The sequence below is a fragment of the Xanthomonas sp. NCPPB 2632 genome, from assembly GCF_041228075.2.
Taxonomy (GTDB): domain Bacteria; phylum Pseudomonadota; class Gammaproteobacteria; order Xanthomonadales; family Rhodanobacteraceae; genus Luteibacter.
Window position 1 is genome coordinate 785,939 of sequence record NZ_CM192979.1, and the last position, 23,516, is coordinate 809,454.

Sequence of the window (23,516 nt, forward strand, 5' to 3'; positions counted from 1 at the left end):
GTATTACGGCGTGGAGGCCGTGCTTGCCTGCTTGTCGTTCGGGTCTTTCAGCTCGGGCACGCGGATATCGACGAAGGATGTGGAACGCAGCTCACGCAGGTAGTTCTCGTAGGCTTCTTCCGCCTTGCGGTTGCCGATGGCCTGACGGGCCTGGTCGCGCTGCAACTGGTCGGTCAGGTCGCTCTGGCGCGAGCCCAGGCGCTGCAGGACGATCCAGCCGGCATCCGTCTGGATGGGGTGCGAGACCTCGTTGTCCTTCAGCTGCTCGACCTGCGTGGCAATGGCCTGACCCCAGGCATCCTTGGCGAACCAGCCCATGTCGCCGCCGTTGTTCGCCGTGGTGTTGTCCTTGGACTCATCCTTGGCGAGCTTGGCGAAATCTTCTTTCTTGTCGACGATGCGGGTGTACAGGTCCTGCGCCTTCTTCTCGGCCTGCTCCGGCGTGACCAGCTCGGACGGCTTGATGAGGATCTGACGGGCGTGGTACTCGGTGACGATCTGGCGGCCCGGCGCGCGCGTGTCGACCAGCTTCAGGATGTGGAAGCCAGTGGGACCGCGCAGGGCGGCGGTGGTCTCGCCCGGCTTGAGGGTGGCGACAGCGTCCGCGAAGGCGGGCGGCACTTCGTCCAGGCGGCGCCAGCCCAGGTCGCCGCCGTCCAGCGCGTCGGGCGCGTCGGAGAAGCGGATGGCTGCGGCGTTGAAGTCCATGCCGCCCTTGATCGCCTTGATCGCCTCGGCGGCCTTGGCTTCCGCCTGCGCGATGTCGGCGGCACCGCCATTGGCGGGGGTGCTGATGGCGATGTGCGCGAGGTGGACCTCGCCGGCCTTGTAGCTCGGGCTGGCCAGCAGGTTGTTGACCTCGGCGTCGGTGACGGTGACCTGGTCGCGCACCACGCTCTCGTGCAGCTTCTGGGCGATGATCTGGTCGGACAGCTGCTGGCGGAACGCTGCGTAGCTGTAGCCGTCCTGCTCCACTGCCGCACGCAGCTGGTCGAGGCTCATCTTGTTCTGCTGGGCCACGTTGGTGGCCGCCTGGTCGATGTCCTGGTCGGACACGTGGATGTTCTGGTCGTTGGCGCGCTGGACCTGCAGCTTCATCAGGATGAGGCGGTCGAGCACCTGGCGGGCCAGGACGTCCTTCGGCGGCAGCTGGCCCGGATTCGAGGCGTACTGGCGGACGATGGCGTTGATGGCCTCGTCCAGCTCGCTCTGCAGGATGACGTCTTCCTCGACCACCGCGACGATGCGGTCGATCGAACCGTTGCCGGCGGTCGCGCCCGACGTCGTCGGCTGGGCCGAAGGCATCAACTGGGCATGGGCCGGGGGCATCGCCACCAGGAGGGAGGCGGCGAGCAGGGAGTACGAGAGGATCTGCTTCATCGAATAGGGAGCCCGGGGCACCTGCCCCACTTATTGATAGCCAAGGATAGCACGGCGCAGGTAGGCGCCCGATTGCGGGTTGAGCGAGCCCAAGCCCTTGAATTCCACCTCGAACATCACCGCGTTGTCCGTCTCGCGCAGGTAGTCGTGTACGTAGTGGCGACCGAGCACGCGGAAGGCGACGCAGCAGCTGTCGTACTCGATACCCACCGCGGCTTCCAGGGTCCGGTGCGAGTAGTCGAAGGTGGTAAACGGGAGGCCGCCGTTGAAGGTGACCGGCACGATGTCCCGGCGGGCATAGACCCAGCGGGCCAGCGCGCGCCAGCGCTCCGACACAGGAAAGACCACGGATGTGTCGAATTGTTCCATCACGCCGCGGCGGTACCGGTAGGAGAAGTTGACGATGCCGTCGCCCTTGATACGGCGCTGGACCATGACCGTCGCCAGGTCGGTGTTGCGCCCGGAGTTGTAGATCATGTTCTGGTCGTTGACGTAGGTGCTGGGCTGCTTGTTCGGGTTCCACTGGTAGGAACTGTTCAGGCGCCACTTGTCGTTGAACTGAACGCCCAGCTGGGCGACGTAGTCGGACCGGCTGAAGTCGGTCGGCGCGACGCCCGGCATCTGCACCTTCTGGTCGCTGAAATACTTGATCTGGCCAATGCTGGCCGACAGGCGCTCGACGCCGGTGTCATCGAGCAGTCGCGTGGTCAACGCGGCGGTCAGGTTGTTCGCATCCATCTGGCGATCGGCGCCGGAGAAGCGATTGGTCGTGAACAGCTGCCAGAAATCGAACGACATCGCATTGGTGTCGAACGTGGGCAGGTTGGACTGGTTGCGGTACGGCACGTAGAGGTAATACAGGCGCGGTTCGAGGGTCTGCGTGTAATTGGTGCCGAACAGGCTGGTCTGGCGATCGAAGATCAGGCCGGCGTCGAGGCTGCTGATGGGGACGGAACGCGACGGGCTCTGCTGCGCGAAATGGTAGTACTGGTAGTCCGAATCCAGACGGTAATCGGTGTAGCGATACTCGACGCGTGGCCGGATGAACCAGGAGGCGCCCGAGAAATCGGCGGCCAGGTAGGGCGCAAGGTCGAGCCGGTTGCCGTCGACTTGGCCCAGCTTGCCGAGATTTTGTGGGGTGAACGGCTGCTTGTCGATCTTGCGGAAAGCCACAGCTTCCGAATCGACGCCCACGTCGAGCCAGTTGTTCAGCGGTGCCTGCAGATTGAACGTCGCGCGCGGCCAGCGGCGGTACGGCACCACCCAGTTCGGCAGCCCGGCGTCCACGTTCTGGTAATCGTCCGCGCCCAGTGAGGCGCTCCAGTATTTTCCACCCTTGGTGACATAGGCACTGGAACTCAGGATGCCGACAGCCGACTGATAGAGGTCGTTGCTGAAATCCCGGAAATACTGGTTGTCGGATGCGCGGTTGATGTTCGCCACGAAGCCGAAGCCGGCGCCGAGGTTGGTCGAGTTGGTGATCTGGACCAGATAGCGCTTCGTGGAGCCGTCACGATCGCTGGTGCCGCTCTCGTCCTGGTCCGGGCCCTTGTCGTGCGCCATGTATTGCAGGTCGAACGTGCCGTTGGAGCGCGGCAGCAGGTAGCGGAACTCCGTGCCCAGCAGGAAGCCACGGTCGCTGTAGTAGCCCGGCGTGATCGTCGCGTCGTAGTTGGGTGCGATGTTCCAGTAGTACGGCAGGTTGAGATACATGCCCGAACGGCTGGACGAGCCGAACGTCGGGTACAGGAAGCCGCTCTTGCGGCGATCGTCCAGCGGGAACGTGAAGTACGGCAGGTACGCGACGGGCACGTTCATGACGCGCATCGTGGCGCTGCGCGCCTCGCCGACGCCGGTTTCCTTGTTCAGGATGATCGTCTTGGCGCGGAACTCCCACTTGCGGGAACCGATGTCGCAGGTGGAGTAGGACGCCATCTGGAAGCGGCCATGCTGCGGGTCGATGATCTTCGCGTGGTCGGCCACGCCATTGCCGCGCGATTGCAGCAACTGGTAGCGCACGTTGTAGGCGTCGCCGTCGTTGGGCGTGGTGGTGCCCGTCATGCGGTCGGCGGAGACCAGCATGCCGGCCTCCTGGTACTTCACGTTGCCCTTGGCGTCGTAGGCCGTGGAATCGGAGTTGTAGGTGACGTCGTTGGCGCGCAGCACCTGGTCGGCGCGCTCCAGGCGGACGCCGCCGGTCATGTGGTAGAGGTTGGGCTCCGGGCTTTCGACCTTGACGCCGCTGGCGTTGCCGTCGTCGATGCCCGAATGGACATCGGTCACCGCTGTGTCGCGCAGCGTGCTGTCTCTGGTGACGCCGGGCTCATAGAAGTCGAGCATGGCGTTCGGACGGCACAACGCGTAGCTGATCGGGCGGGGCGGGCAGATGAACGAGCCCAGTGGACAGGTCTCCGCGGGCGCCATGGCGGCGTTCGGCGTGGAGGCCACCGGTGTGACAGGCACGGTAGACGCCACCGGTGCCACGGCGCGCGTTTCACCCTGGGTCGGGGCGCTCTGGGCCTGCGCCTGCCAGGCAGGGGCCGAAACGATGAGGGCGACGGCGGTCGCCAGCAGGCGGCGTTTAGGCAGGATGCTGATGCGTGACGTCACGGGCTCGGTCTTATCCGGGTTACGAAAGGCGGCCAACTTAGCAGAATCCCCTATGCGGCGGCACGATGGCACGTCACCCATGAGCATGAACCCCATCCTGAGGCGCGGCGTCGATCGCCGCTCCGGCCCCGCGAGCTTACACCGCCGACTCAGCCGCGCGGGCGGCGCACGTGCTGCCAGAGCACCTCGCCATGCCCGCTGCGCCTTGCCAGGACACGGGCGAGAACAAAGAGGAGGTCGGAGAGCCGGTTCAGGTAGCGCTGCGCCTCGGGGCGGATGGCCTCGTCGCGGGACAGGGCCACCACATCGCGCTCGGCGCGCCGGCAGACCGTCCGGGCGACGTGGCAGGTGGCGGCCGCCATGCCGCCGCCGGGCAGGATGAAATCCTTCAGTGCCGGCAGGTCGGCATTGAAGCCGTCGAGGACGGTTTCCAGGCGGTCGATGTCCGCGGCCTGGATCATCGCCATGCCGGGGATGCACAGTTCGCCGCCCAGGTCGAACAGCTCGTGCTGGATCTGGACCAGGGCCTCGCGGACATCGTCGTCCACGCCATCGGCCGCCAGCGTCAGGCCGATCGTGCTGTTGAGCTCGTCCACGGTGCCGTAGGCGGTCACCCGCAGGGAATCCTTGCCGGTGCGGCTGCCGTCGCCGAGGCCGGTGCTGCCGTCGTCGCCGGTGCGGGTGTAGATCTTGGAGAGTCGATTGGCCATGGGCGCATTCTAGCCAGCGCGGCAACCCCTGCGGCAGGGGGCCGCAACGCCGGCGCATTCACGCGGCGGCGGTATGATTCCGCCATGAGCCCAACACCCGAACCCATCCTCATCGTCGGCGGCGGCCTGGTCGGTGCCAGCCTCGCCATCGCGCTGGACGCGGCCGGCGTGCCCGCCGTGCTGATCGAAGCGGCCGCCCCCACGGTCGGGCAACAGCCCAGCTACGACGAGCGCAACCTCGCCCTGGCGCGCGCCACGGTGAACGGCCTGCGTGCCATCGGCGTCTGGGCGTTCGCGGAGCATCGCGCCACGCCGATCACGCATATCCATACCAGCCGGTCCGGGGATTTCGGCAGTGTTCGCATGAGCGACGACGACGAAGGCGTGGACGCGCTCGGCTGGACGCTGCCCGCGCGCGAACTGGGTGCGGCGCTCCTGGCCCGCCTCGACGGGTGTCGGCACCTGACCCGGCTGGCGCCTGGACGGGTGGAGCGGATACGTTCCGAAGGGAATGGCTGGGCGGTGGAAGTGGCGACGCAGGGCGGCGTACGCACCCTGCACACGTCGTTGCTGGTCGGCGCGGACGGCACGCATTCCGGGGTGCGCTCACAGCTGAGTATCGCCACCCACGAGTACGACTACGACCAGGCTCTCTTCGTCAGTACGTTCACGCCGGAGCGCGATCCGGGCGGGCGGGCCTTCGAGCGGTTTACCGATGCCGGCCCGGTGGCGGTGTTGCCGCTGGCGGATCGACGCATCGGGGTGGTCCTGACCGTCGCCGCCGACCAGGCCGATGCGGTGGCGGCCATGGACGATGCCGCCTTTTGCGCGCTGGCGCAGGAGCGCTTCGGCTGGCGGCTGGGGCGATTGACGCGTCCCGGCAAGCGCTCGCCCTATCCCATTCGTCGCGTGGCGGCGTCCGCGGTCACGTCCGACCGCGCGGTGCTGGTCGGCAATGCCGCGCAGACGGTGCATCCCATCGGCGCACAGGGGTTCAATCTGGGCCTTCGCGATGCCCTGACCCTGGCCGAGTTGGTGGCCGTGGCCGACGACCCGGGCGCCCCGTCGCTGCTTGCCGAGTACGCAAGCCGCCGGACGCCGGATCGCGACGGCACCATGGCCATGAGCCACGGCCTGGTTCGCCTGGCCTGCCTCGACCAGCCCCTGCTGGGTCCCTTGCGTTCGCTGGCGATGCTGGCGCTGGATCGCGTGCCACCGTTGCGCCATGCGCTCGGCCGTCGCGGCATGGGGTTTCGGGCGAACGCGCCGTTCGCCGTGCGCGAGCCGACGCCATGAGCGACCTCGGCATGACCCCCTCGTCGCGTCGCCGCGGCGGTCCGCTCGACGTAGCGGTCGTCGGCGGTGGCATGGTCGGTGCCGCGGCGGCGCTGGCGCTGGCCCGGGCGGGTTTTGCGGTCGCGCTCGTCGATGCTCGCGAACCGGCGGCATGGCGTGCGGAGGACGAGGTGGACCTGCGCGTGGTCGGTCTCGCCCCGTCGTCGGTGCTGCTGCTGGACGCATTGGGCGCCTGGGCCGGCATTCGCGACGCACGTGCCTCCGGCTACGAACACATGGCGGTCTGGGATGCCGAGACCGGCGCCGCGTTGCGTTTCGACGCCGCCGACGAGGGGCGCGACGTGCTCGGCTACATCGTCGAGAACACGCTGGTGCAGTCGGTCCTGTGGCGTGCCCTGGACGACGCCGGTGTCCAGTGCGTCGTGCCCGCGGCGGTGGTCGGCTACACCGAGCGTGAGGATCGCGCGCAGCTCGAACTCGACGATGGCCGGTTCATCGCGGCACGCGTGGTCGTGGCCGCCGACGGCGCCGACTCGCCGCTGCGCGCCATGGTGGGAATCGACACCCACGGACACGACTACGCACAGCGTGGCGTGGTGGCGCATGTCACCACGGCGCATCCCCACGAGCGCACGGCCTGGCAGCGCTTCCTCCCCTCCGGCCCCCTCGCCCTGCTGCCGTTGGGCGACGGCCGCAGTTCCATTGTCTGGACACTGCCCGATGCCGAGGCCGATCGGGTCATGGGCCTGGACGACGAGGCCTTCCGCGATGCGCTCGGCGTGGCCAGCGACTTCCGGCTTGGGCAGATCCTGTCGGTGGGCCGTCGCGCCGCGTTCCCGCTTCGCCTGCGCCTGGCCGACCGCTATCAATCCGGCCGCACGGTACTGCTCGGCGACGCGGCGCACGCGGTTCACCCCCTGGCGGGGCAGGGCGTGAACCTCGGCCTGCGCGACGTCGAGGCCTTGCGCGATACGCTGGTCTCCGCGCGCGATGCCGGGCGTGATATCGGCGCGTCGCACGTATTGCGGCGTTACGCGCGGCGGCGCGGCAGTGCCAACGGCATCGATGCCTGGTCGTTCGATGCCCTGGGGCGGGTTTACGGCTGGACGTCGCCCCCGCTGGTCGCGGCGCGTGGCCTGGGCATGCGCCTGGTGAATGCACTGGCGCCGCTCAAGCGGCCGCTGGCCAGGCACGCCGCGGGTCGCTGACCGGACGACTGGCCGTGACGCCCCCGGGGCGCCTATGCTGGGCGCTTTCCGGGGAGTGATGCCGATGCGCCGCACGCTGCTAGCCTTGTCCTTAATGGTTATTGGTTCCATGGGCGCCGCTTCCGCGGCCATGGTCGCGCGGCCGGTCCAATGGACCGATCACGGCGTGACCTTCAAGAGTGTCCTCGTCTACGACGATGCGGCGGCCGGAAAACGGCCCGGCCTGGTCATGGTGCCGAACTGGTTCGGCGTCAACGACCGCGCCGTGGCCAAGGCCAAGGAGATCGCGGGCAAGGATTACGTCATCCTCCTGACCGACATGTACGGCGGCGATATCCGCCCCACCTCGGAGGCCGAGGCCGGTGTCGCGGTGAAGCCGTTGTACGCCGACCGCACGATCATGCGCCAGCGTGTCACGCGCGCCTTCGATGAGCTGAAGGCCCAGGAAAAGAACGCGCCGATCGATCCGATGCGCCTTGCCGCCATCGGCTTCTGCTTCGGTGGCTCGGCCGTGCTCGACCTTGCGCGCACGGGCGCCGACCTGGCCGCGGTGGTGAGCTTCCACGGCCTGCTCTCCACCGACGATCCGAAGCTCGCTTCGCAGATTCATGCGCACGTGCTGGCGCTCAACGGCGCGGACGATACCAACGTGCCGCCGGAGCAGCGCGCCGCGTTCGAGGCAGAGATGCGCGGGGGCAAGGTGGACTGGGCCTCGACCGATTTCGGTGGCGCCGTGCACTGCTTCACGGAGAAGGAAGCCACCTCGCCAACCGGCAATTGCCGCTACGACGACAAGGTGGCCAAACGTGCCTACACCGCTATGCGGGCGTGGCTGAGCGAGTCGTTCGCCGCGCGGAAATAATCCGTCAGAAGCGGCGTTCGACCGAGTAATCGGCGAGCGCCGCCAGTGCGTCGCGGTAAGGCGAGGCGGGCAATGCGGAAAGCGCTTCGCGCGCCGCCGTGGCATGGATCACGGCCTTCTCGTACGTGCGCTCGATCGCACCCGAATCCCGGATGGCCGACACGATGCGGTCGAGCGAGTCCAGTCCGCCGTGCTCGATGGCATGACGGAACGACGCCAGCTGCTCGTCGTCGGCCACCTGCATGGCATAGATCAGGGGCAGGGTGGGCTTGCCCTCGGCAAGGTCGTCGCCGATGTTCTTGCCCAGGGTTTCCGCATCGGATACGTAGTCGAGCAAATCGTCTGCGATCTGGAAGGCATAGCCCAGTTCCAGGCCGTAGCGCCGCAGCGCCACCACCTGTGCCTCGGGCAAGCCGCCCAGCACGCCGCCGAGTTCGGTGGCAGCGGCAAACAGGACGGCCGTCTTCCGTTCGATGACGGCGAGGTAGGCGGCTTCGTCCACGTCCGCATTGCCGATGTTGAGCAGCTGCAGCACCTCGCCCTCGGCGATGGTGTTGGTGGTGTCGGCCAGGATGCGCATGATCCGCATGTCGTCGAGCTCGACCATCAGCTGGAACGAGCGCGAATAGAGGAAATCGCCTACCAGGACACTGGCCGCATTGCCCCACAACGCATTGGCCGTCTTGCGTCCGCGTCGCATGTCCGACTCGTCGACGACGTCGTCGTGCAGCAGCGTGGAGGTATGGATGAACTCGACGATGGCGGCCAGCTTGGCGTGTTGCTTGCCCGCATAACCCGCCGCGCGTGCCGCAAGAACGTGCAGCATCGGCCTGAGCCGTTTGCCGCCGCCGGCAACGATGTGGTCCGCAATCGCATTGATCAGGACCACATCCGAGGACAGCCGCTGGCGGATCAGTGCGTCGACGTCCTTCATGTCGTCGGCGGCCAGCGCACGGACGTCGGCGAAGTCGAGGGAGGTCGAGCGGGATGCTATGGAGTCCATCTATCGGGTCGCGTGCGGCAAATCAGCCCACAGTATAGGGTCTGCTACGTGGTTTCGCCGTGGATTCGGATGGGGCCCGTATAATCGTCGGTCGACGCCCCTCGCGGGTGATTCGCCCGGACCCTGTCGGTGAGCAAACTCAGTTCCCTGGAGCGGCGTAGCGCGCTGACGCTGGCGGGCGTCATCAGCCTTCGCCTGTTCGGGCTTTTCCTGATCCTGCCGGTGTTTTCCGTGTATGCGCGGGCCCTGCCGGGCGCCACGCCCTGGCTGATCGGGCTCGCCCTGGGCGTCTACGGCATCGGGCAGATGTGCCTGCAGATTCCCCTGGGGCTGCTGTCGGACCGGATCGGTCGCAAGCCGGCCATTACGCTGGGTCTGGTGGTCTTCGCGGTGGGCGGTATCGTCGCGGCGCTTTCGCATACGTTGACCGGCATCGTGCTCGGGCGAGCCCTGCAGGGCATGGGGGCCGTCGCTGGCGCCGGGACGGCACTGGCCGCCGACCTCACCTGCGAGGCCAACCGCGGCAAGGTGATGGGCATCATCGGGGTGAGCATCGGCATGTCGTTCCTGCTGGCGCTCGTGCTCGGGCCGCCGCTCGAGGCGATCGCTGGTCTTCCGGGGTTGTTTGGTTTGACCTCGCTCCTGGCGGTCGCTGCCATCGTCATGCTCTGGTGGCAGGTGCCCACGCCGGCGTGTCAGGCGTTACCGATGACGGTGACCTGGCGCACGTTGGCATCGATGTTCGTGGACACGCGCATGCTCGTCCTGAACGGATCGGTCTTCTTCCTGCATGCGTTGCTGACGGCGTCCTTCGTCGGGCTGCCCTTGCTGCTCACCGACGTGCTGCACCTGCCCGTAGCGCATCACTGGATGCTCTACCTGCCCGTGTTGACCCTGGCCGCGGTGGCCATGGGAGCGCTGCTGCCGCGGATGCGTGACATCGAGCGCGCGACCCGTGTGATCGTCGGCTGCGTCTTCGTACTCGGCCTGTCCCTGGCTGGCATGGCGTGGGGCGGCAACCACCTGGTCGTCCTTGGCGTGGCGGCTACGTTCTTCTTCGCCGCCTTCAACCTGCTGGAAGCCGCCATGCCCAGCCTGGTGTCGCGCCTGGCACCCGCCGCGCTGCGGGGTGCGGCCATGGGCGCGTACTCCACGTCGCAGTTCTTCGGTGCGTTCGTCGGCGGCGCGCTGGGTGGGCTGGCACTCGGAAGGCTCGGCCTTTATGGCGTGTTCGGAGGCGCGGCGGCGTTCACCCTGCTCTGGTTGCCGCTCGTGGTGTACGGGACGCGGCGAATCGCGGGTATGCCGGGCGTGGCGGCAGACGAGTCCGTCTGACGCTTTACGGTCTTCGGCTGTCATCCCCTTTTCAGAATAGCCATATCGATTCACGCAGGAACGTGCGGTCAGACTTGGCCTGCGCGTCGTATTTCGTTCGTCATGCCGCGCACCCTTCTCTCCTTCCAAGAGGTTGCCGTCCATGTACAGGAAACCCGCTTCTTCGATGTTCGTCGCATCGTTCGCGCTCGTCGCGTCCCTGCCCGCGCTGGCGCAAAACGACGGCACCATTCAGATCACCGGACGCATCGAAGCCACCACCTGCAAGGCGGAAAACGTGATGCCCGGCACGGGAGCGGCCAGGAAGGTCGTGGCCCTCGACCGCATCAGTGCGGCAAGCCTCGCGACGGTCAACCAGACCGCGGGCGATCGCGGCTTCGTCATCCTGGTCGGTGGCAACGACGAATGCGTGGATGGCCTGAAGGCCAAGGTGCGGTTCGACCCGGCCAGCCCCTTGCTCGATCCCGTCAGCGGCCATCTCAAGGTGGAGCCGGCGGTGGATGCGGCGACCAACGTGCAGGTCGACATCGCCGACAGCACAGGCAAGTCGATCAACCTCTACACGCAGGATTCCCCCAGCGTGGAGATCAGCGAGCACAAGGCGTCCATTCCGCTGATCGCGCGTTACATCAGCCTCGGCGGTGCCACGGCGGGCACGGCCAACTCGAGTGTCGGCTTCCAGATCGTCTACGACTGATGTCACCGATCCTGCGTACAGGAGTTCCCATGCGCCTTCTTCCACTGATTGTCGTTGCCAGCCTGTTCTCTCCCTGCGCGGATGCCGCTGTGGTCATCAGCGGCACGCGCATCGTGTTTCCCGCGCAACAGCGCGATGTCGCCGTCCGTATCCAGAACAAGGGTGAGGAAGCCGCGCTCGTGCAGGCATGGGTCGATGACGGCGACGAAGCGTCGACGCCGCAGAGCGCCAGGAGTCCTTTCGTCATGACGCCGCCCGTGTTTCGTATCGATCCGGGCCAGGGCCATACGCTACGTATCGTGCACGCGGGCGATGCGCTCCCCACGGATCAGGAGAAGCTCTACTGGCTCAACGTACTGGAAATCCCGCCAAGAGCCGAGGGCGCTGCCGACCAGAACCTCCTGCAGTTCGCTTTCCGTCACCGGTTGAAACTTTTCCACCGGCCGGACGGCCTCGCCCTGCCTGTCGTGCGTGCCACGGAAAAACTGCAATGGTCCCTGGTGCGCGAGGGAGATCGTCCTGCCGTGCAGGTACACAACGCCTCACCCTATGTCGTTTCGTTCAACGACGTGACGCTCCTCGCCGACGATGTAAAAGCCGGGTCCTGGTCGCTGGGTGGCGGCATGGTCGAACCCGGTGCCACGACGCGGCTTGCCCTGCCGGACACCGCGACAGCCGGGCAACACGCACGGGTGTCTTTTGCATCGATCAACGACTTCGGTGCCCTCGTTCCTGGGCAGGCCGACGTGACGCCATGAAGAGGAACGTCATCCCATGGCTCCACGACGGCACCCGTGGCATGTCATCCCGCTGGTGGCGGGTATGCTTGCCCTGCTGGCGCGATGGGCGCATGCCCAGGATGGCAAGGCGGTCGACTTTGATGCCAGCTTCCTGCCGGGCGGTGCGGCAATGACGGTCGATCTGTCGCGATTTCGTCGTGGTAACGCCGTGCTCCCCGGCGTCTACGAAGTCGATCTGTGGCTGAACGACGAGTGGCAGGCACGTCGCTCCATGCGATTCGTCGAGCGTGAACCGGGAAGCGATGCCGTTCCCTGCCTTGCGCGTGCCGAACTGGAGCGTGCCGGTCTGGCGGCAACCAGTATTCCCGGTGACGACGATCCCTGCGAGCCGTTGGGCCGTCGCGTCCCGGGCGCGCGTACCCATCTGGACGTTGCCGAGCAGCGCCTCGACGTCGAGATTCCGCAGGCCCTGCTGGTGCGTCGGCGGCGCGGCGTCCCTCCCCGCCATCAGTGGGCCCGGGGTATCGCTGCCGGGCTACTGGGTTGGCGTCTCAACATGCAGGACGCATCGTCCCGTGGACGGCACAGGCGCTCGATGTTCCTGGCCGACGATGCGGGGCTCAACATGGGGCCATGGCGGTTACGGCACTCGGGTGCGATGACCGCTCGACGCTATCGCTCGACGCAGACGTTCCTCCAGCATCCCTTCGAGGCGATGGATGCGTCGTGGCGCGTGGGCGATCTCTCGCTTGCCGTCGATCTGTTCGAGCCACTTCGGGGCAGAGGCATCCAGCTGGCCAGCGATGCCCGGATGAACCCACGCGGCACCCTCGGCTACACGCCCGTGGTTCGTGGCGTCTCATCCAGTCGGGCCCGCGTGCGCATTTCCCAGGGAGGGACGCTCCTCAGGGAAGTATCCGTTCCCGCGGGTCCCTTCGTACTCGACGATCTTCCCGCGTCCGCGCAGGGTGGCCACCTGGTCGTCGACATCGAGGAGGAGCGAGGTGGCCACCGTCAGATGCGTGTGCCCTATTCGCCCATGCCGGAACTGCTGTCCGAAAGCGAGCACCGTTTCGCGGTGGCCGTCGGCCATTCGCAAGCGGCAGGTCGGCGTGATGCGCCCTTGGTCCAGGCGCTCTGGCGGCAGGGGTTTTCGCACGGTGTGACGCTGTACGCGGGTCATCGCCGCTTGCGGGATGACCGCTGGCTGGCTGCCGGTGCGGCCATCGATACGCGCCACGGCGGTTTCTCGCTGGATGGCATGCAAGCCAGCGGTCCCCGGGGCCGCTCCGGCGAATCCCGCTGGCGCGGTCGCTACGGCGTACGCTGGCGCGACGACAGCCTGTTCTCTGCCAGCGTCACGCATGGCATCACCCATCGCGGCGTGCCGAACCGGCGCAAAACGCGGATGCCCCGCGCGCGACGCGCGCGCGAGCAGCGCATCGACATGCTTTACCAGCGGTCGCTCGGGGAAGGCGGTGGTGCTCTGGGCGTCGGCCTGTCATACCTCTCACGGTCGGGCGACGCTTCCGTCTCGGACCTCGCGCTGACATGGAGTCGCCTGTGGGCCTCCGCAGCGCTCGACCTGTCGGTCCGCCGACGACGTCGTGGTGCCGCGGGCGACGGACGTTCTGGCGCCACGGAAGGGCAGGTTTCCGTTTCGGTGCCGCTGGGCGGAGGTGCGCGCCATGCCCAGGCTCGATTCGCCTGGCGCGCCGACGAGCATGGCGGTGAGTGGCAGGCAGGCGTAACGGGAGCTACCCGGGAAAATCGTGGATGGGGGTATGCCGCGTCGATGGCCTCGGGTAAAGCCACAGGCGAGCGCCTGGATGCCTCGGCATCACGTGCGTCGGGCGGCGGGGACATCGGCCTCGCCATCAGCCGGTCGACCGGTTCATCGTCCGCGTCGCTGTCCGCGTCGGGCGCAGCCATCGTCCATGCGGGGGGTGTGACGCTCGCCCCTCACCTGGGTGAGGCGATGGGACTGGTCCGTGCGCGGCATGCCACGGGTGCGCGGCTGGCCGCATCGTCGGTCGGCCAAATCGATCGTCGTGGCTATGCCGTGCTTCCCGACCTGGCCCCCTACCGCTGGAACCACGTGGACATCGACCCGACGGGTCTGCCTCTGGGTATCACGTTCGGCGCCACGCAGGCACGGGTCGTCCCCACGGCGGGCGCGATCGTCCTGCTGCCGTTCGATACCGAGGCCCACCCCACGGTCCTGATCGCCGGGCGTATGCGCGATGGCACGCCGCTGCCTTTCGGCGCCGAGGTGATCGATGGCCAGGGTCGCTCGATGGGCTTCGTCGGGCAGGGTGGCAGGGCACTGGTCCGCTGGGATGAACCCCCCCTGCCCATTACCGTCCGCTGGTCCGGCGCGGGCGCGGGCCGCTGCGTCCTGAGCATGACGGCTGTCCGACAGCAGGGCACGCTCGAACAGCACGAAGGAGATTGCCAATGAGGGTCGGGAACCTCGGCACGAGACGCGCCCATCGGGGCCGCGTAACGCTTGCCCTGGCGGCCGCGCTGGTCTCGCCGATCGCGTGCGCCGACGACACGCTGGATTTCGAGGTCACGGGGGCCGTGATCCCGTCCTGCGTCCTCTCCAATGTCCGGCTCCGGATCGATCTGGGGAGTGTGACGTTTGCCGACCTGGGGCGGCTTGGGGCGACAAGTACGTGGCGAGGCGGCTCCTTCATCGGAGTGGACTGCATCGGGGCCTCGCGGGCCACGGTCACCGTACGTGCGCCTGCCTATGCACCCGACCCGCGATACCTCGCCGTGGCCGGCGGGGCGGGCGGCGTCGCTATCGAGCTGCGCACCGGCACGGATGACGCCGTCTTGCCCGATGGCACGACCCCGGTGGGGTTCGAGTGGGGCCAGGGAGAGGCGAGGCTGGCCTTCGAGGCCCGCTATGTGCGCGTCGGCCCGCTACAGGCGGGTGCCGCCGGCGCCTCTGCCGTGGTCCAGATCAGATGGGAATGAGACTGGGCCCACACAACGGCCCGGCGGACGCCCGCCATCCAGTGTTTGCGGTCATGGCGGCCATCGCCCAAACTACCCGGTCGTCCTACGATATGAATTACGAGGGAAATCCATGGCACGCGGCATAAACAAGGTCATTATCGTCGGCAACCTCGGCGCGGACCCCGAGACCCGTTACACCGGCAGCGGCACGGCGATCACCAGCCTGCGCCTGGCCACCTCGGAGGCCTGGACCGACAAGCAGAGCGGTGAGAAGCAGGAGCGGACCGAGTGGCACCGCGTGAAGCTGTTCGGCAAGCTCGCCGAGATCGCCGGCGAATACCTCAAGAAGGGCCGTCAGGTCTACATCGAGGGCTCGCTGCGCACCGACAAGTACACCGACAAGGACGGTATCGAGCGCTACTCGACCGACATCATCGCCAACGAGATGCAGATGCTCGGTGGTCAGGGCGGTGGCGAAGGCGGCGGTGGCGGTAACTTCGCCGGTGGTCAGGGCGGCGGTGCGCGCCAGCCGTCACGCGGCAACTTCGGCGGCGGTGGCGGTGGCGGTGCCGCTGCGGGTGGCGGCGGTGGCGGCCAGCAGCGTGGCGGCGGCAACTACGGCGGCGGCGCCGGTGGTCAGCAACGCGGCGGTGGTGATGACTACGGTCAGCCGCGCGGGGGCAATGCGCCTCCGCAGCGCTCGGCACCGCCGGTCAACGAAGGCTTCGACGACGACGATATCCCGTTCTAAGTCGTATCGTCCCGTTCCGAGCGTGTCATGGGCGCCCTTCTGCAGGGGCGCCCGTTTTATTTTAGGCGCCCGTTGGTTACGTGTCCCATGCGAGCTCCCGGACACCGCACTAGCGTTACTTGCGGCCCATGTAACCGGACAGCACGTCAAGGCCCTCCGCGAGATCGGCGCGACCGAACCCGATGCGGAAGCGATCCGTCGGTGTGGGCGTCAAGGTAGAACGGTAGTGGGTTGCCGGCAGCAGCAGGACGCCGGTTTCTTCGACCAGTGACTCCGCGAATGCGTCCACGCCTTCCAGGCCGAGATAGCGTGGATAGGCGATACAGCCGCCATCCGGTCGATACCACGTAAAGCGATCGCGCCACGTGGCGAAGAACGTGTCAAGCAAGGCCAGGTTCGCATCCAGAAGACCACGCTGGCGTTCCAGGATGACGTTGGCCGCCTTGAGGGCGATGAGCGCGAGGTGTTCCGATGGGCCCGCGTTGCAGATCGACGTGTAGTGCTTGTAACGCTCCATGCGCTGTAGCAGGGAACGGTCGGCGCAGGCAATCCAGCCGATGCGCAGTCCGGGCAGGCCGTAGGCTTTCGACATCACGCCGAGCGAGATGCCACGTTCGTACACGTCGGCGACATGGGGCAGGTGCACGCTGCCGCTGGCGCCCAGTCCCCGATAGACCTCGTCGCTGAACAGCCAGATACCATGTCGGCGGCAGAGCGCGACCAGGGCGTCGAAGCGTTCGCGCTCGAGGATCTTGCCGGTCGGGTTGTGGGGAAAATTGATCGACACGAGCCGTGTGTTGGGCTGGATCGCCGCCGCAACGGCGTCGATGTCCAGGGACCAGTTGTCGTCGGGATCGAGGGCCATGCCGGTAACCGCGCAAATCGCGGCAGGTACGGTTTCCGCGGACTGGTAGTTGGGCGTGACGACGATGGCATGGTCGCCCGGTTCCAGCAGCACGCGCATGGCGACATAGATCCCTTCCTCGGCACCCGCGAAACAGAGCACATCGGCTGCCTGTCGTTGCTCGTACGTGGCGGCGATGGCCTCGCGCAACGCTGGTTCGCCATAGGTCTGGGTGTAGCCGAGCGAAAGCGATTCGAAGGCGATGCGATCCGCTGGTTCGGCAAGTTCGAGCAGGGCCGACAACGTCATGCTCTGTGCATCCGAGGCGGCCAGGTTATGGCGTGCACGGAATTCCCAGCGCGAAAAATAGGTTTCCAGGCGGAAGTCGGGAAGGGCGGTCATGCGAAAATCTCCGTGCGGCCGCGAACTATAAGACCTGCGGGTCGGGTTTCTCCAGCGGCCTTCCCAATGGACGGCCAAACGATCGATGGCATGCATGTTCCCATCTCGTTAAAGTGGCGGCATGAATTCCCGCCCCGTCCCTCTCTGGCTGCCGGCCCTTGCCGTGCTCGGCTCGGTCACGTCGTTGTGCATCGGTACGTCGTTTGCGAAGACGCTGTTTCCGCTTATCGGCGCCGAAGGCACATCGGCCCTGCGGGTGGGTTTCTCAGCGTTGGTACTGCTGGTGGTGTGGCGACCCTGGCGGTGGCCGTTGAACCGGCGCGACGCCGGTTTCGTGGTGCGCTATGGCTTGACGCTCGGTGTCATGAACCTGTTGTTTTACATGGCGCTGAAGACCATTCCCTTTGGTGTGGCCGTCGCCATCGAATTCAGCGGGCCGCTGGCGGTCGCCATGATCGGTTCGCGCCGTGCGGTGGATTTTGTCTGGCTTGCCTGCGCTGCGGTCGGGCTGGCCATACTGCTGCCGCTGGGTGGGCGGAGTACCGTCGATACGACCGGCGTGATGTTTGCCCTGGGTGCGGCGGTTTGCTGGGGCCTGTATATCGTCTTCGGTAAACAGGCCGGGCACCTGCACGCCGGCCATTCCGTGTCGCTCGGACTGGTGGCGGCGAGCCTCGTCGTCGTGCCGTTTGGCGTGATGCATGCCGGTGCGGCCTTGTTCGAGCCGGGCGTGCTGCTCGCGGGCCTGGGCGTGGCGGTGATATCGAGCGCCATTCCCATGTCATTGGAGATGATGGCGTTGAAACGATTGCCGAGTGAGACCTTCGGCATCATGGTCAGCCTGGAGCCTGCCGTGGCCTCCTTGCTGGCGATGCTGCTGCTCGGCGAGATACTCGCGCTGTCGCAGTGGCTGGCCATCGGCTGCATCGTGCTGGCGTCCATCGGCAGCACCGTTACCGCGAAGCGTTCCGTGGCGGTGTCCCCCGAAGTCGTGGGGTGATGACGTTGTGGGCTGAGGCAACCCGATGCTCCGGATCGCCTTGCGGCGATCCGGAAACATGATTCACCAGACCCGTCGGATACCCAGGCTGCCCGTGACGCGACGGTAGCCGTTGGCACCGAAGCGCGTTTCGACATCCGTCCACATCCGCCAGTGCGTGGCACGGAGGAAGGTGAGCCCCAGTTTTATGGCGTACGCATTGCGTGGCACGCCCGGGGAAAATGCGTCGCCGTCGAAGCGGGTGGCATCCAGGTGGCCCAGGCGACGCAGCCAGCTGGCCGTGAAGTAGGGCGACGCCGTGTGCCCGGACGGCGTGTGCCAGCGCGCCGCACCACGAAGGCCCAGGCGTGCGGTGGCCCCGCTACCGTGCAGCGGAGCCACTTGCGTGCCGTTGGCCTCGCGATGCGCGCCACCGCTCAGGCGCATGGCCGTAACTTGCGCCTGCGGCTCCAGGTAGACATCGGTATCGGGATTGAGCGCGCGGCGCCAGCGTCGGCCTGCTTCGATGCTGGCACTGAGGTTGCCGCTGCCGTAACGCTCCATGCGCAACGCACTGCCCTCCACGCGCTGACTGAGGTGGGCGTATTGGGTCCACCCGCGGACGTAGATGCCGTTGTCGGTGCGGATACCCGCGTACAGCCCACCTGCCGAACCGCGGACGCGGCCTTTGGCGGCGTAGCCCGTGACACGGGACCGGGCGCCTGTGTCGGCGCGGCCCGTCGATGCCATGACGCCGGCGTAGCCCTCGGCATCCGAGGCGCCGCGGAGAAGGTCGGCGCCGAGGGTGAGTTCGCTCGATCCGCTGGTCGACGCGAGTTGGTCGCCGATGTCGAACGCCGTGTGTCGGCGATCGAAGCGCACCCAGACACTCTTTCGGACATCGTCGTGCTCGTCGTCCTGGCCACCGCCGATCCCGCCCTGGAACATGTCCAGCGCGGCAGCCTGGTTGGCGCGATAGGTGCCAACCTCCGGACGCAGGACGCGCGGTGTCTCCGGCAGCGGTGGCGGTGGAAGCACGTCCGCCGGTAGATCGATGTCAGGGTTTTCCGGTGTCGGCGTGACGGGGGGCTCGATCGCCGGATCGACGACGGGGTCGGGCTCGCGCGACGAGCGCAGGTACCAGTTGCCGTCGCCTGGCGCGCGCGCCGAACCCTTGTGCAGAAAATACTCGTAGGCACTGGCGACAGCGCGGCCGTCCAGTCGAAAGACCGCATCGGAGCGACCATCGATGCGGATCAGCGGAATACCGTCCACGGTCTCCGCACCGGTACCGCCGAGAGAGGTGACCGCAATGCGCCCGGAGCCGGAGGCGTTGCCCCGCACATGGATGAGATCGGCGGGTGAGCCATCGTCGCCCAGGCGCGCGCGCATGACGAAAAGGCCGTCCTGTCCGTGGTAGTCGCCCCGGATCGTCAGGTGGAGAAACGTGCCCGCGGCAGCGGGAGCGAAAGCCAGCGTGCCTTCCCGGTGGTGCAGGTTGGCGATCTCGCTGTCGGCCGTGACGTTCCACGTGCCACCGCTGTCGAGCGTGAGATCGCGGACGATGGTGGTGGCGCCGGTCCAGGAGGCACGACGGCTGATGGCCAGGGACAGTCCGCTGGCCTGCGCGGAAGGCGAAGTGGATGGGCTTGCGGTGCGAATGTCGCCAAAGGCCTGCGCATTTTCGTCCAGGACCACGGTGAACGGAAGCGAGGACGCCGGATCGACATCGATCAGGCCGTGTTCGGCGCCGTCGAGGCGTGCTCCATGGGCGAAGCGTACGGTGCCGGGATCGCGAAGGCGGAGCACCGCCGTGTGCTCGCTGCCGATGGTGCCCCCGTCGACATATAGGCTGCCGCCGCCCAGCACGACGGCGCCATACGCGCCGGCACCGTGCGTCATGATCTGCGTATCGTCCGCGCGGACGGTGCCCTGACTGGTAGCAATGCCGTGTGCGGTGGCGCCGGTGGTGGTCACCGTGGCTTCTATCAGGCGGACTTCGCCTCCGCCCAGGGCCTGCACCGCGTGCGCGGAAATGCCGGCCGTCTTGAGCGCCGTGCCGGTGAGCGAGACGAGGGGGCTGCGGCCGGCGTACTCGCCGCCCCGGGCGTTGACGGCGTACGCCCGGTCGCCGCGCGTGGATACCTCGCCGTCGATCAGCACGACCGACGAGGCGCGATCGTCCACGCCGGTCGCGCCCGCACCCGCGGTGTCGATCCGTGTGCTTTCCAGGCGCATGTTGGCGCCGTCGGCCGTGGTGACGCCACGTGCGTTGTCGCCGGTCGTGGTGAGTGAGGTGTCGAGCACGGTGACCGTGCCGCTTTGCTCCTGCCCGGCCAGTGCCGGCGCATAGGCTCCGTGGGTGAGGATGGTGCTGTCGGCGATGGTTGCCACTGCCTGGGCGCCGATGTTGACGCCCGCCGCGCCCTCGCCCTGGGTCGTGATGGTGGCGCCCTTGCTGGCGCGCAGCGATGAGTCGGCCCCGGTGGCCTCGGCGCCGTGCGAGGTTTTTCCCGTCGTGAGAACCTGCGTACCCGCCAGCGAGAAGCTGCCACCGTTTTCCGCGAGCACGCCGATCGACGTGTTGCCGGTGGTGGTGACGCTGCCCCGGATGAACTGCCCGTCGGCGCCGTCCTGGTTGAAATAGGCGCCGCGTGCGACGCCGGCCTCCGTCACGAGGGTGACATCGCGCAGTGCGACATTCGCGCGTCGGGTGCCCTGGACCCAGAGGGCCGCGGAACCACCGCCGTGGGTTTTCAGGGTGCCGCCGGTCATCTCGAACGTGCTGCCCGCCCCGCGTACCTCGACGGCGCTGGCGGAGCCGCCGTAGGTTTCGAGGGTTGCCCTGCGCGCGGTGGCGCCACCACCGCCCCTGATGAGGAGCACGGATTCCGACTCACCCCGGGTTTCGAAGGCCTCGCCCGGGATGTCGAGGATGCCGCCATCGACGACCCAGGGTGGCGGTGCCGCACCGGCGACCGGTGCCAGGACGGCACTGACCATGGCGGCGAGGTAACGCCGGCGCTGCGGCTTGCGCCGCGGGGTGCGGGAGGGGTGGGGGGTGCTCACGAGGCCTTTCTCCTTGTCTGGTCATCGGCAGGGCGCCGATGGCAACTTCCAGCTGACAGGATAGGGACTGGCTTCCGAGGGGGGAACGCGATTATTCTGAAAATGTCTGCGAGCACGTCTAGCGCTGCGCCGCCGGACATCCACGCTTCATTATCGTCGTTGCATCCTAGGAGAGCCTATCTTCGGACGGTTTCGTCGAGGATGCGAGTTCCAACCGCCTACCGACGCGGCTACTCTGGGGCATGCTGCCTTCCAGGCAGGATTTCCACGACGTACCCGTTTATGTATTACACATTGAGGAGCAAAGAATCATGAAGGTCATTTCCATCGCCGCCCTGGCATTCGTCGCCGTCGCCGCCCTGTCGGGCTGCAACAAGTCGGAAGACAACGCCGCCCCCGCCGACGCCCCGGCTGCCGCCGCCACCGCACCGGCTGCCGCTCCGGCTTCGATGCCGGCCGACGCCCCGGCTGCTGCCGCCACCGCACCGGCCGCCACGGCTACTGCCCCGGCTCCGGCTTCGACCGCTCCGGCCCAGTAAGTTCGTCCATCGTCGGAGTCCTTCGGGGCCTGATGAGAAAAACGCCGCTCTTCGGAGCGGCTTTTTTTGCACGATCGTCGTGCTTGCCCCCTTTGGGGCGTGGCCGTCCCGACCCCAATGCGGCACGCTAGGGCGGTTGCCTGCCGCCCTAGGACTCCGCTGCCATGACCTCCCGCCCGCTCCTGCCGCGCCTGCTGGCGCTTTCGTTCGCCGTGACCGCCGGCCTGGCCCATGCCCAGACCGCACCGATGACGCCGGATATCCCGGCGAGCTTTGCCGGTCCCACTGCCGCCGACGACTTCATCAAGCGGGTGGTCGAGATCCCCATGCGCGACGGGGTCACGCTGCATACCGTGATCGTGATGCCACGTAACGCCCACCGTGCCCCCATCCTGCTGACACGCACACCGTACGACGCCGATGGCCGGACCAGCCGGGCCGACGCCAAAACGATGCGCGACGTGCTGCCGCAGGGTGACGAGGTGTTCGTCGATGCCGGCTATATCCGTGTTTTTCAGGATATCCGTGGCAAGTACGGTTCCAAGGGCGACTATGTCATGACCCGCCCGCTGCGTGGTCCGCTCAATGCATCGGCGGTGGATCACTCCACCGACGCCTACGACACCATCGACTGGCTGACGAAGAACCTGCCCGAGTCGAACGGCAAGGTCGGCATGATCGGTTCGTCCTATGAGGGTTTCACCGTCGTCATGGCGCTGGTCAACCCGCATCCCGCCCTGAAGGTGGCCGCACCCGAGAGCCCGATGGTGGATGGCTGGATGGGCGACGACTGGTTCCATTACGGCGCGTTCCGGCAGACCAACTTCGACTACATCGCCGGCCAGAACGCACGGCGTGGCAAGGGCGAGACCATCAGCCGGGCCGGTTACGACGACTACACCAATTTTCTCCAGGCCGGTTCCGCTGGCGATTACGCCCGCGCGGCCGGTCTCGACGCGCTGCCTTACTGGCGAAAGCTGAGTGAGCACCCGGCCTACGACGCCTATTGGCAGGCCCAGGCACTCGACAGGGAAATGGCGCGACAGCCGCTTGAAGTGCCGGTGATGTGGATACAGGGCTTGTGGGACCAGGAGGATATGTGGGGCGCCATCCACAGCTACGAGGCGGTCGAACCGAAGGACCGCGCCAACGACATGAACTACCTGGTCATGGGGCCGTGGCGCCACAGCCAGGTCAACTACGACGGCTCGTCGCTGGGTGCGCTGGCCTGGGACGGCGACACCGCGCTGCAGTTCCGCCGCGACGTCCTGTTGCCGTTCTTCAACCAGTATCTGGTCGACGGAGCGCCGAAGGCGAAGACGCCTCCCGTGCTGATCTACAACACCGGCGAAAACCACTGGGATCGCTTTTCGTCCTGGCCGCAGGGAAAAAAGACCCGGCCGCTGTACCTGAATGCCAATGGAAAGTTGTCGTTTGAGGCGCCGAAGGCCGGTACGTCGGACTACGATGCATATGTGTCCGACCCCGCCAAGCCGGTGCCCTACGTACCGCGCCCGGTCCATTTTGCCGATCGTCAGTCGTGGACGACGTGGCTGGTCCAGGACCAGCGCTTCGTCGACGGCCGCCCGGATGTGCTGACCTACGTGACCGAGCCGCTCACCGCACCCCTGCGTGTGGCGGGCGCGCCGCAGGTCGACCTGTACGCCTCCACCAGTGGCACCGACAGCGACTGGGTGGTGAAGCTCATCGATGTCTATCCGGAAACCAATGCCTCCCGTCCCGCCATGGGAGGCTACGAACTGGCGGTGTCGATGGACATCCTGCGTGGTCGCTACCGTGAGGGCTTCACCGAGGCGAAACCGCTCACGCCGGACACGCCCCTGGCCTACCGCTTCGGCCTGCCCACGGTGGATCACACCTTCCTGCCCGGGCATCGGGTGATGGTCCAGGTGCAATCGTCGTGGTTCCCCCTCTACGACCGCAACCCGCAGACCTTCGTGCCGAATATCTTCTTCGCCAGGCCTGCCGATTACCGCAAGGCCACGCAGCAGGTATGGCATGCGCCGGGCAAGGCCAGCGCGATCGAGCTGCCCGTGGTGGACGGCGCGAAATAAGCGTTGGCGTTACCTGCACGCCGTCGGGGCGATCCTCGGGGCTTACCCG

18 protein-coding genes are annotated in these 23,516 nt (G+C 67.2%); 12 read left to right on the forward strand and 6 right to left on the reverse strand.

Going from position 1 to position 23,516, the window contains the following annotated elements:
* Positions 1-3 precede the first annotated feature (3 nt).
* The 3 genes from AB8808_RS03455 to AB8808_RS03465 form a co-directional block, all read right to left on the reverse strand.
* Positions 4-1,380 carry a peptidylprolyl isomerase gene (locus AB8808_RS03455; protein WP_369926766.1) on the reverse strand — a complete coding sequence of 459 codons (1,377 nt, stop codon included), beginning with the start codon at positions 1,378-1,380 and terminating at the stop codon, positions 4-6.
* Between the two features lie 30 nt (positions 1,381-1,410).
* A complete protein-coding gene (locus AB8808_RS03460) occupies positions 1,411-3,990 on the reverse strand; it encodes an LPS-assembly protein LptD (RefSeq protein WP_369926768.1) in 2,580 nt (859 codons plus the stop codon).
* Between the two features lie 149 nt (positions 3,991-4,139).
* Complete coding sequence (locus AB8808_RS03465) at positions 4,140-4,700, reverse strand: cob(I)yrinic acid a,c-diamide adenosyltransferase (protein WP_036137628.1); 561 nt, start codon at positions 4,698-4,700, stop codon at positions 4,140-4,142.
* An 84-nt stretch (positions 4,701-4,784) separates the two neighbouring features.
* On the opposite strand from AB8808_RS03465, the gene ubiH reads away from it, so the two are divergent.
* The 3 genes from ubiH to AB8808_RS03480 all read left to right on the forward strand — a co-directional run bounded on the left by ubiH (position 4,785) and on the right by AB8808_RS03480 (position 8,066).
* Positions 4,785-5,996, forward strand: a complete 1,212-nt coding sequence (gene ubiH / locus AB8808_RS03470) for a 2-octaprenyl-6-methoxyphenyl hydroxylase (protein WP_369926770.1) — start codon at positions 4,785-4,787, stop codon at positions 5,994-5,996.
* Positions 5,993-7,204, forward strand: coding sequence for a UbiH/UbiF/VisC/COQ6 family ubiquinone biosynthesis hydroxylase (locus AB8808_RS03475; RefSeq protein ID WP_369926772.1), 1,212 nt, complete (start codon positions 5,993-5,995; stop codon positions 7,202-7,204). Before ubiH ends, AB8808_RS03475 begins: the two co-directional genes overlap by 4 nt.
* A 64-nt stretch (positions 7,205-7,268) precedes the next feature.
* Positions 7,269-8,066, forward strand: coding sequence for a dienelactone hydrolase family protein (locus AB8808_RS03480; RefSeq protein WP_369926774.1), 798 nt, complete (start codon positions 7,269-7,271; stop codon positions 8,064-8,066).
* 4 nt (positions 8,067-8,070) lie between these two features.
* Here AB8808_RS03480 and AB8808_RS03485 read toward each other — a convergent pair whose 3' ends face one another.
* The gene (locus tag AB8808_RS03485; protein WP_369926775.1) at positions 8,071-9,069 is read right to left on the reverse strand and encodes a polyprenyl synthetase family protein; all 999 of its coding nucleotides are present in this window, start codon (positions 9,067-9,069) and stop codon (positions 8,071-8,073) included.
* A gap of 129 nt (positions 9,070-9,198) precedes the next feature.
* On the opposite strand from AB8808_RS03485, the gene AB8808_RS03490 reads away from it, so the two are divergent.
* The 6 genes from AB8808_RS03490 (at position 9,199) to ssb (ending at position 15,559) form a co-directional block, all read left to right on the forward strand.
* Positions 9,199-10,404 (forward strand): MFS transporter, encoded by a 1,206-nt coding sequence (locus AB8808_RS03490; protein WP_369926777.1) that lies wholly within the window; start codon positions 9,199-9,201, stop codon positions 10,402-10,404.
* A gap of 166 nt (positions 10,405-10,570) precedes the next feature.
* On the forward strand, positions 10,571-11,101 hold the full coding sequence (locus AB8808_RS03495) for a fimbrial protein (protein ID WP_369926778.1): 531 nt from the start codon (positions 10,571-10,573) through the stop codon (positions 11,099-11,101).
* Between the two features lie 29 nt (positions 11,102-11,130).
* Positions 11,131-11,859 carry a fimbrial biogenesis chaperone gene (locus AB8808_RS03500; RefSeq protein WP_369926780.1) on the forward strand — a complete coding sequence of 243 codons (729 nt, stop codon included), beginning with the start codon at positions 11,131-11,133 and terminating at the stop codon, positions 11,857-11,859.
* A gap of 16 nt (positions 11,860-11,875) precedes the next feature.
* Entirely contained in the window at positions 11,876-14,302 is a 2,427-nt protein-coding gene (locus tag AB8808_RS03505) for a fimbria/pilus outer membrane usher protein (RefSeq protein WP_369926782.1), read from the forward strand.
* Entirely contained in the window at positions 14,299-14,826 is a 528-nt protein-coding gene (locus AB8808_RS03510; RefSeq protein WP_369926784.1) for a fimbrial protein, read from the forward strand. Before AB8808_RS03505 ends, AB8808_RS03510 begins: the two co-directional genes overlap by 4 nt.
* 112 nt (positions 14,827-14,938) lie before the next feature.
* A complete protein-coding gene (gene ssb / locus AB8808_RS03515; protein ID WP_369926786.1) occupies positions 14,939-15,559 on the forward strand; it encodes a single-stranded DNA-binding protein in 621 nt (206 codons plus the stop codon).
* Between the two features lie 115 nt (positions 15,560-15,674).
* Here ssb and AB8808_RS03520 read toward each other — a convergent pair whose 3' ends face one another.
* On the reverse strand, positions 15,675-16,805 hold the full coding sequence (locus AB8808_RS03520) for an aminotransferase class I/II-fold pyridoxal phosphate-dependent enzyme (protein WP_369926788.1): 1,131 nt from the start codon (positions 16,803-16,805) through the stop codon (positions 15,675-15,677).
* Positions 16,806-16,926: 121 nt separating this feature from the next.
* On the opposite strand from AB8808_RS03520, the gene AB8808_RS03525 reads away from it, so the two are divergent.
* Positions 16,927-17,805, forward strand: a complete 879-nt coding sequence (locus AB8808_RS03525) for an EamA family transporter (protein ID WP_369926790.1) — start codon at positions 16,927-16,929, stop codon at positions 17,803-17,805.
* 63 nt (positions 17,806-17,868) lie between these two features.
* Here the strand turns inward: AB8808_RS03525 and AB8808_RS03530 are convergent, their stop codons facing one another.
* Entirely contained in the window at positions 17,869-20,853 is a 2,985-nt protein-coding gene (locus AB8808_RS03530) for an autotransporter family protein (RefSeq protein WP_369926791.1), read from the reverse strand.
* 311 nt (positions 20,854-21,164) lie between these two features.
* On the opposite strand from AB8808_RS03530, the gene AB8808_RS03535 reads away from it, so the two are divergent.
* Both AB8808_RS03535 and AB8808_RS03540 read left to right on the forward strand, forming a co-directional pair.
* The gene (locus AB8808_RS03535) at positions 21,165-21,392 is read left to right on the forward strand and encodes a hypothetical protein (RefSeq protein WP_369926793.1); all 228 of its coding nucleotides are present in this window, start codon (positions 21,165-21,167) and stop codon (positions 21,390-21,392) included.
* Between the two features lie 164 nt (positions 21,393-21,556).
* Positions 21,557-23,467 carry a CocE/NonD family hydrolase gene (locus AB8808_RS03540; protein ID WP_369926795.1) on the forward strand — a complete coding sequence of 637 codons (1,911 nt, stop codon included), beginning with the start codon at positions 21,557-21,559 and terminating at the stop codon, positions 23,465-23,467.
* Positions 23,468-23,516: the final 49 nt, after the last annotated feature.

What these genes read in the sequence shown, in the direction of transcription:
- AB8808_RS03455 (WP_369926766.1), bottom strand. Translation starts at nt 1,380, where the DNA reads ATGAAGCAGATCCTCTCGTACTCCCTGCTCGCCGCCTCCCTCCTGGTG.
- AB8808_RS03465 (WP_036137628.1), bottom strand. Translation starts at nt 4,700, where the DNA reads ATGGCCAATCGACTCTCCAAGATCTACACCCGCACCGGCGACGACGGC.
- ubiH (WP_369926770.1), top strand. Translation starts at nt 4,785, where the DNA reads ATGAGCCCAACACCCGAACCCATCCTCATCGTCGGCGGCGGCCTGGTC.
- AB8808_RS03475 (WP_369926772.1), top strand. Translation starts at nt 5,993, where the DNA reads ATGAGCGACCTCGGCATGACCCCCTCGTCGCGTCGCCGCGGCGGTCCG.
- AB8808_RS03480 (WP_369926774.1), top strand. Translation starts at nt 7,269, where the DNA reads ATGCGCCGCACGCTGCTAGCCTTGTCCTTAATGGTTATTGGTTCCATG.
- AB8808_RS03485 (WP_369926775.1), bottom strand. Translation starts at nt 9,069, where the DNA reads ATGGACTCCATAGCATCCCGCTCGACCTCCCTCGACTTCGCCGACGTC.
- AB8808_RS03495 (WP_369926778.1), top strand. Translation starts at nt 10,571, where the DNA reads ATGTTCGTCGCATCGTTCGCGCTCGTCGCGTCCCTGCCCGCGCTGGCG.
- AB8808_RS03500 (WP_369926780.1), top strand. Translation starts at nt 11,131, where the DNA reads ATGCGCCTTCTTCCACTGATTGTCGTTGCCAGCCTGTTCTCTCCCTGC.
- AB8808_RS03505 (WP_369926782.1), top strand. Translation starts at nt 11,876, where the DNA reads ATGGCTCCACGACGGCACCCGTGGCATGTCATCCCGCTGGTGGCGGGT.
- AB8808_RS03510 (WP_369926784.1), top strand. Translation starts at nt 14,299, where the DNA reads ATGAGGGTCGGGAACCTCGGCACGAGACGCGCCCATCGGGGCCGCGTA.
- ssb (WP_369926786.1), top strand. Translation starts at nt 14,939, where the DNA reads ATGGCACGCGGCATAAACAAGGTCATTATCGTCGGCAACCTCGGCGCG.
- AB8808_RS03520 (WP_369926788.1), bottom strand. Translation starts at nt 16,805, where the DNA reads ATGACCGCCCTTCCCGACTTCCGCCTGGAAACCTATTTTTCGCGCTGG.
- AB8808_RS03525 (WP_369926790.1), top strand. Translation starts at nt 16,927, where the DNA reads ATGAATTCCCGCCCCGTCCCTCTCTGGCTGCCGGCCCTTGCCGTGCTC.
- AB8808_RS03535 (WP_369926793.1), top strand. Translation starts at nt 21,165, where the DNA reads ATGAAGGTCATTTCCATCGCCGCCCTGGCATTCGTCGCCGTCGCCGCC.
- AB8808_RS03540 (WP_369926795.1), top strand. Translation starts at nt 21,557, where the DNA reads ATGACCTCCCGCCCGCTCCTGCCGCGCCTGCTGGCGCTTTCGTTCGCC.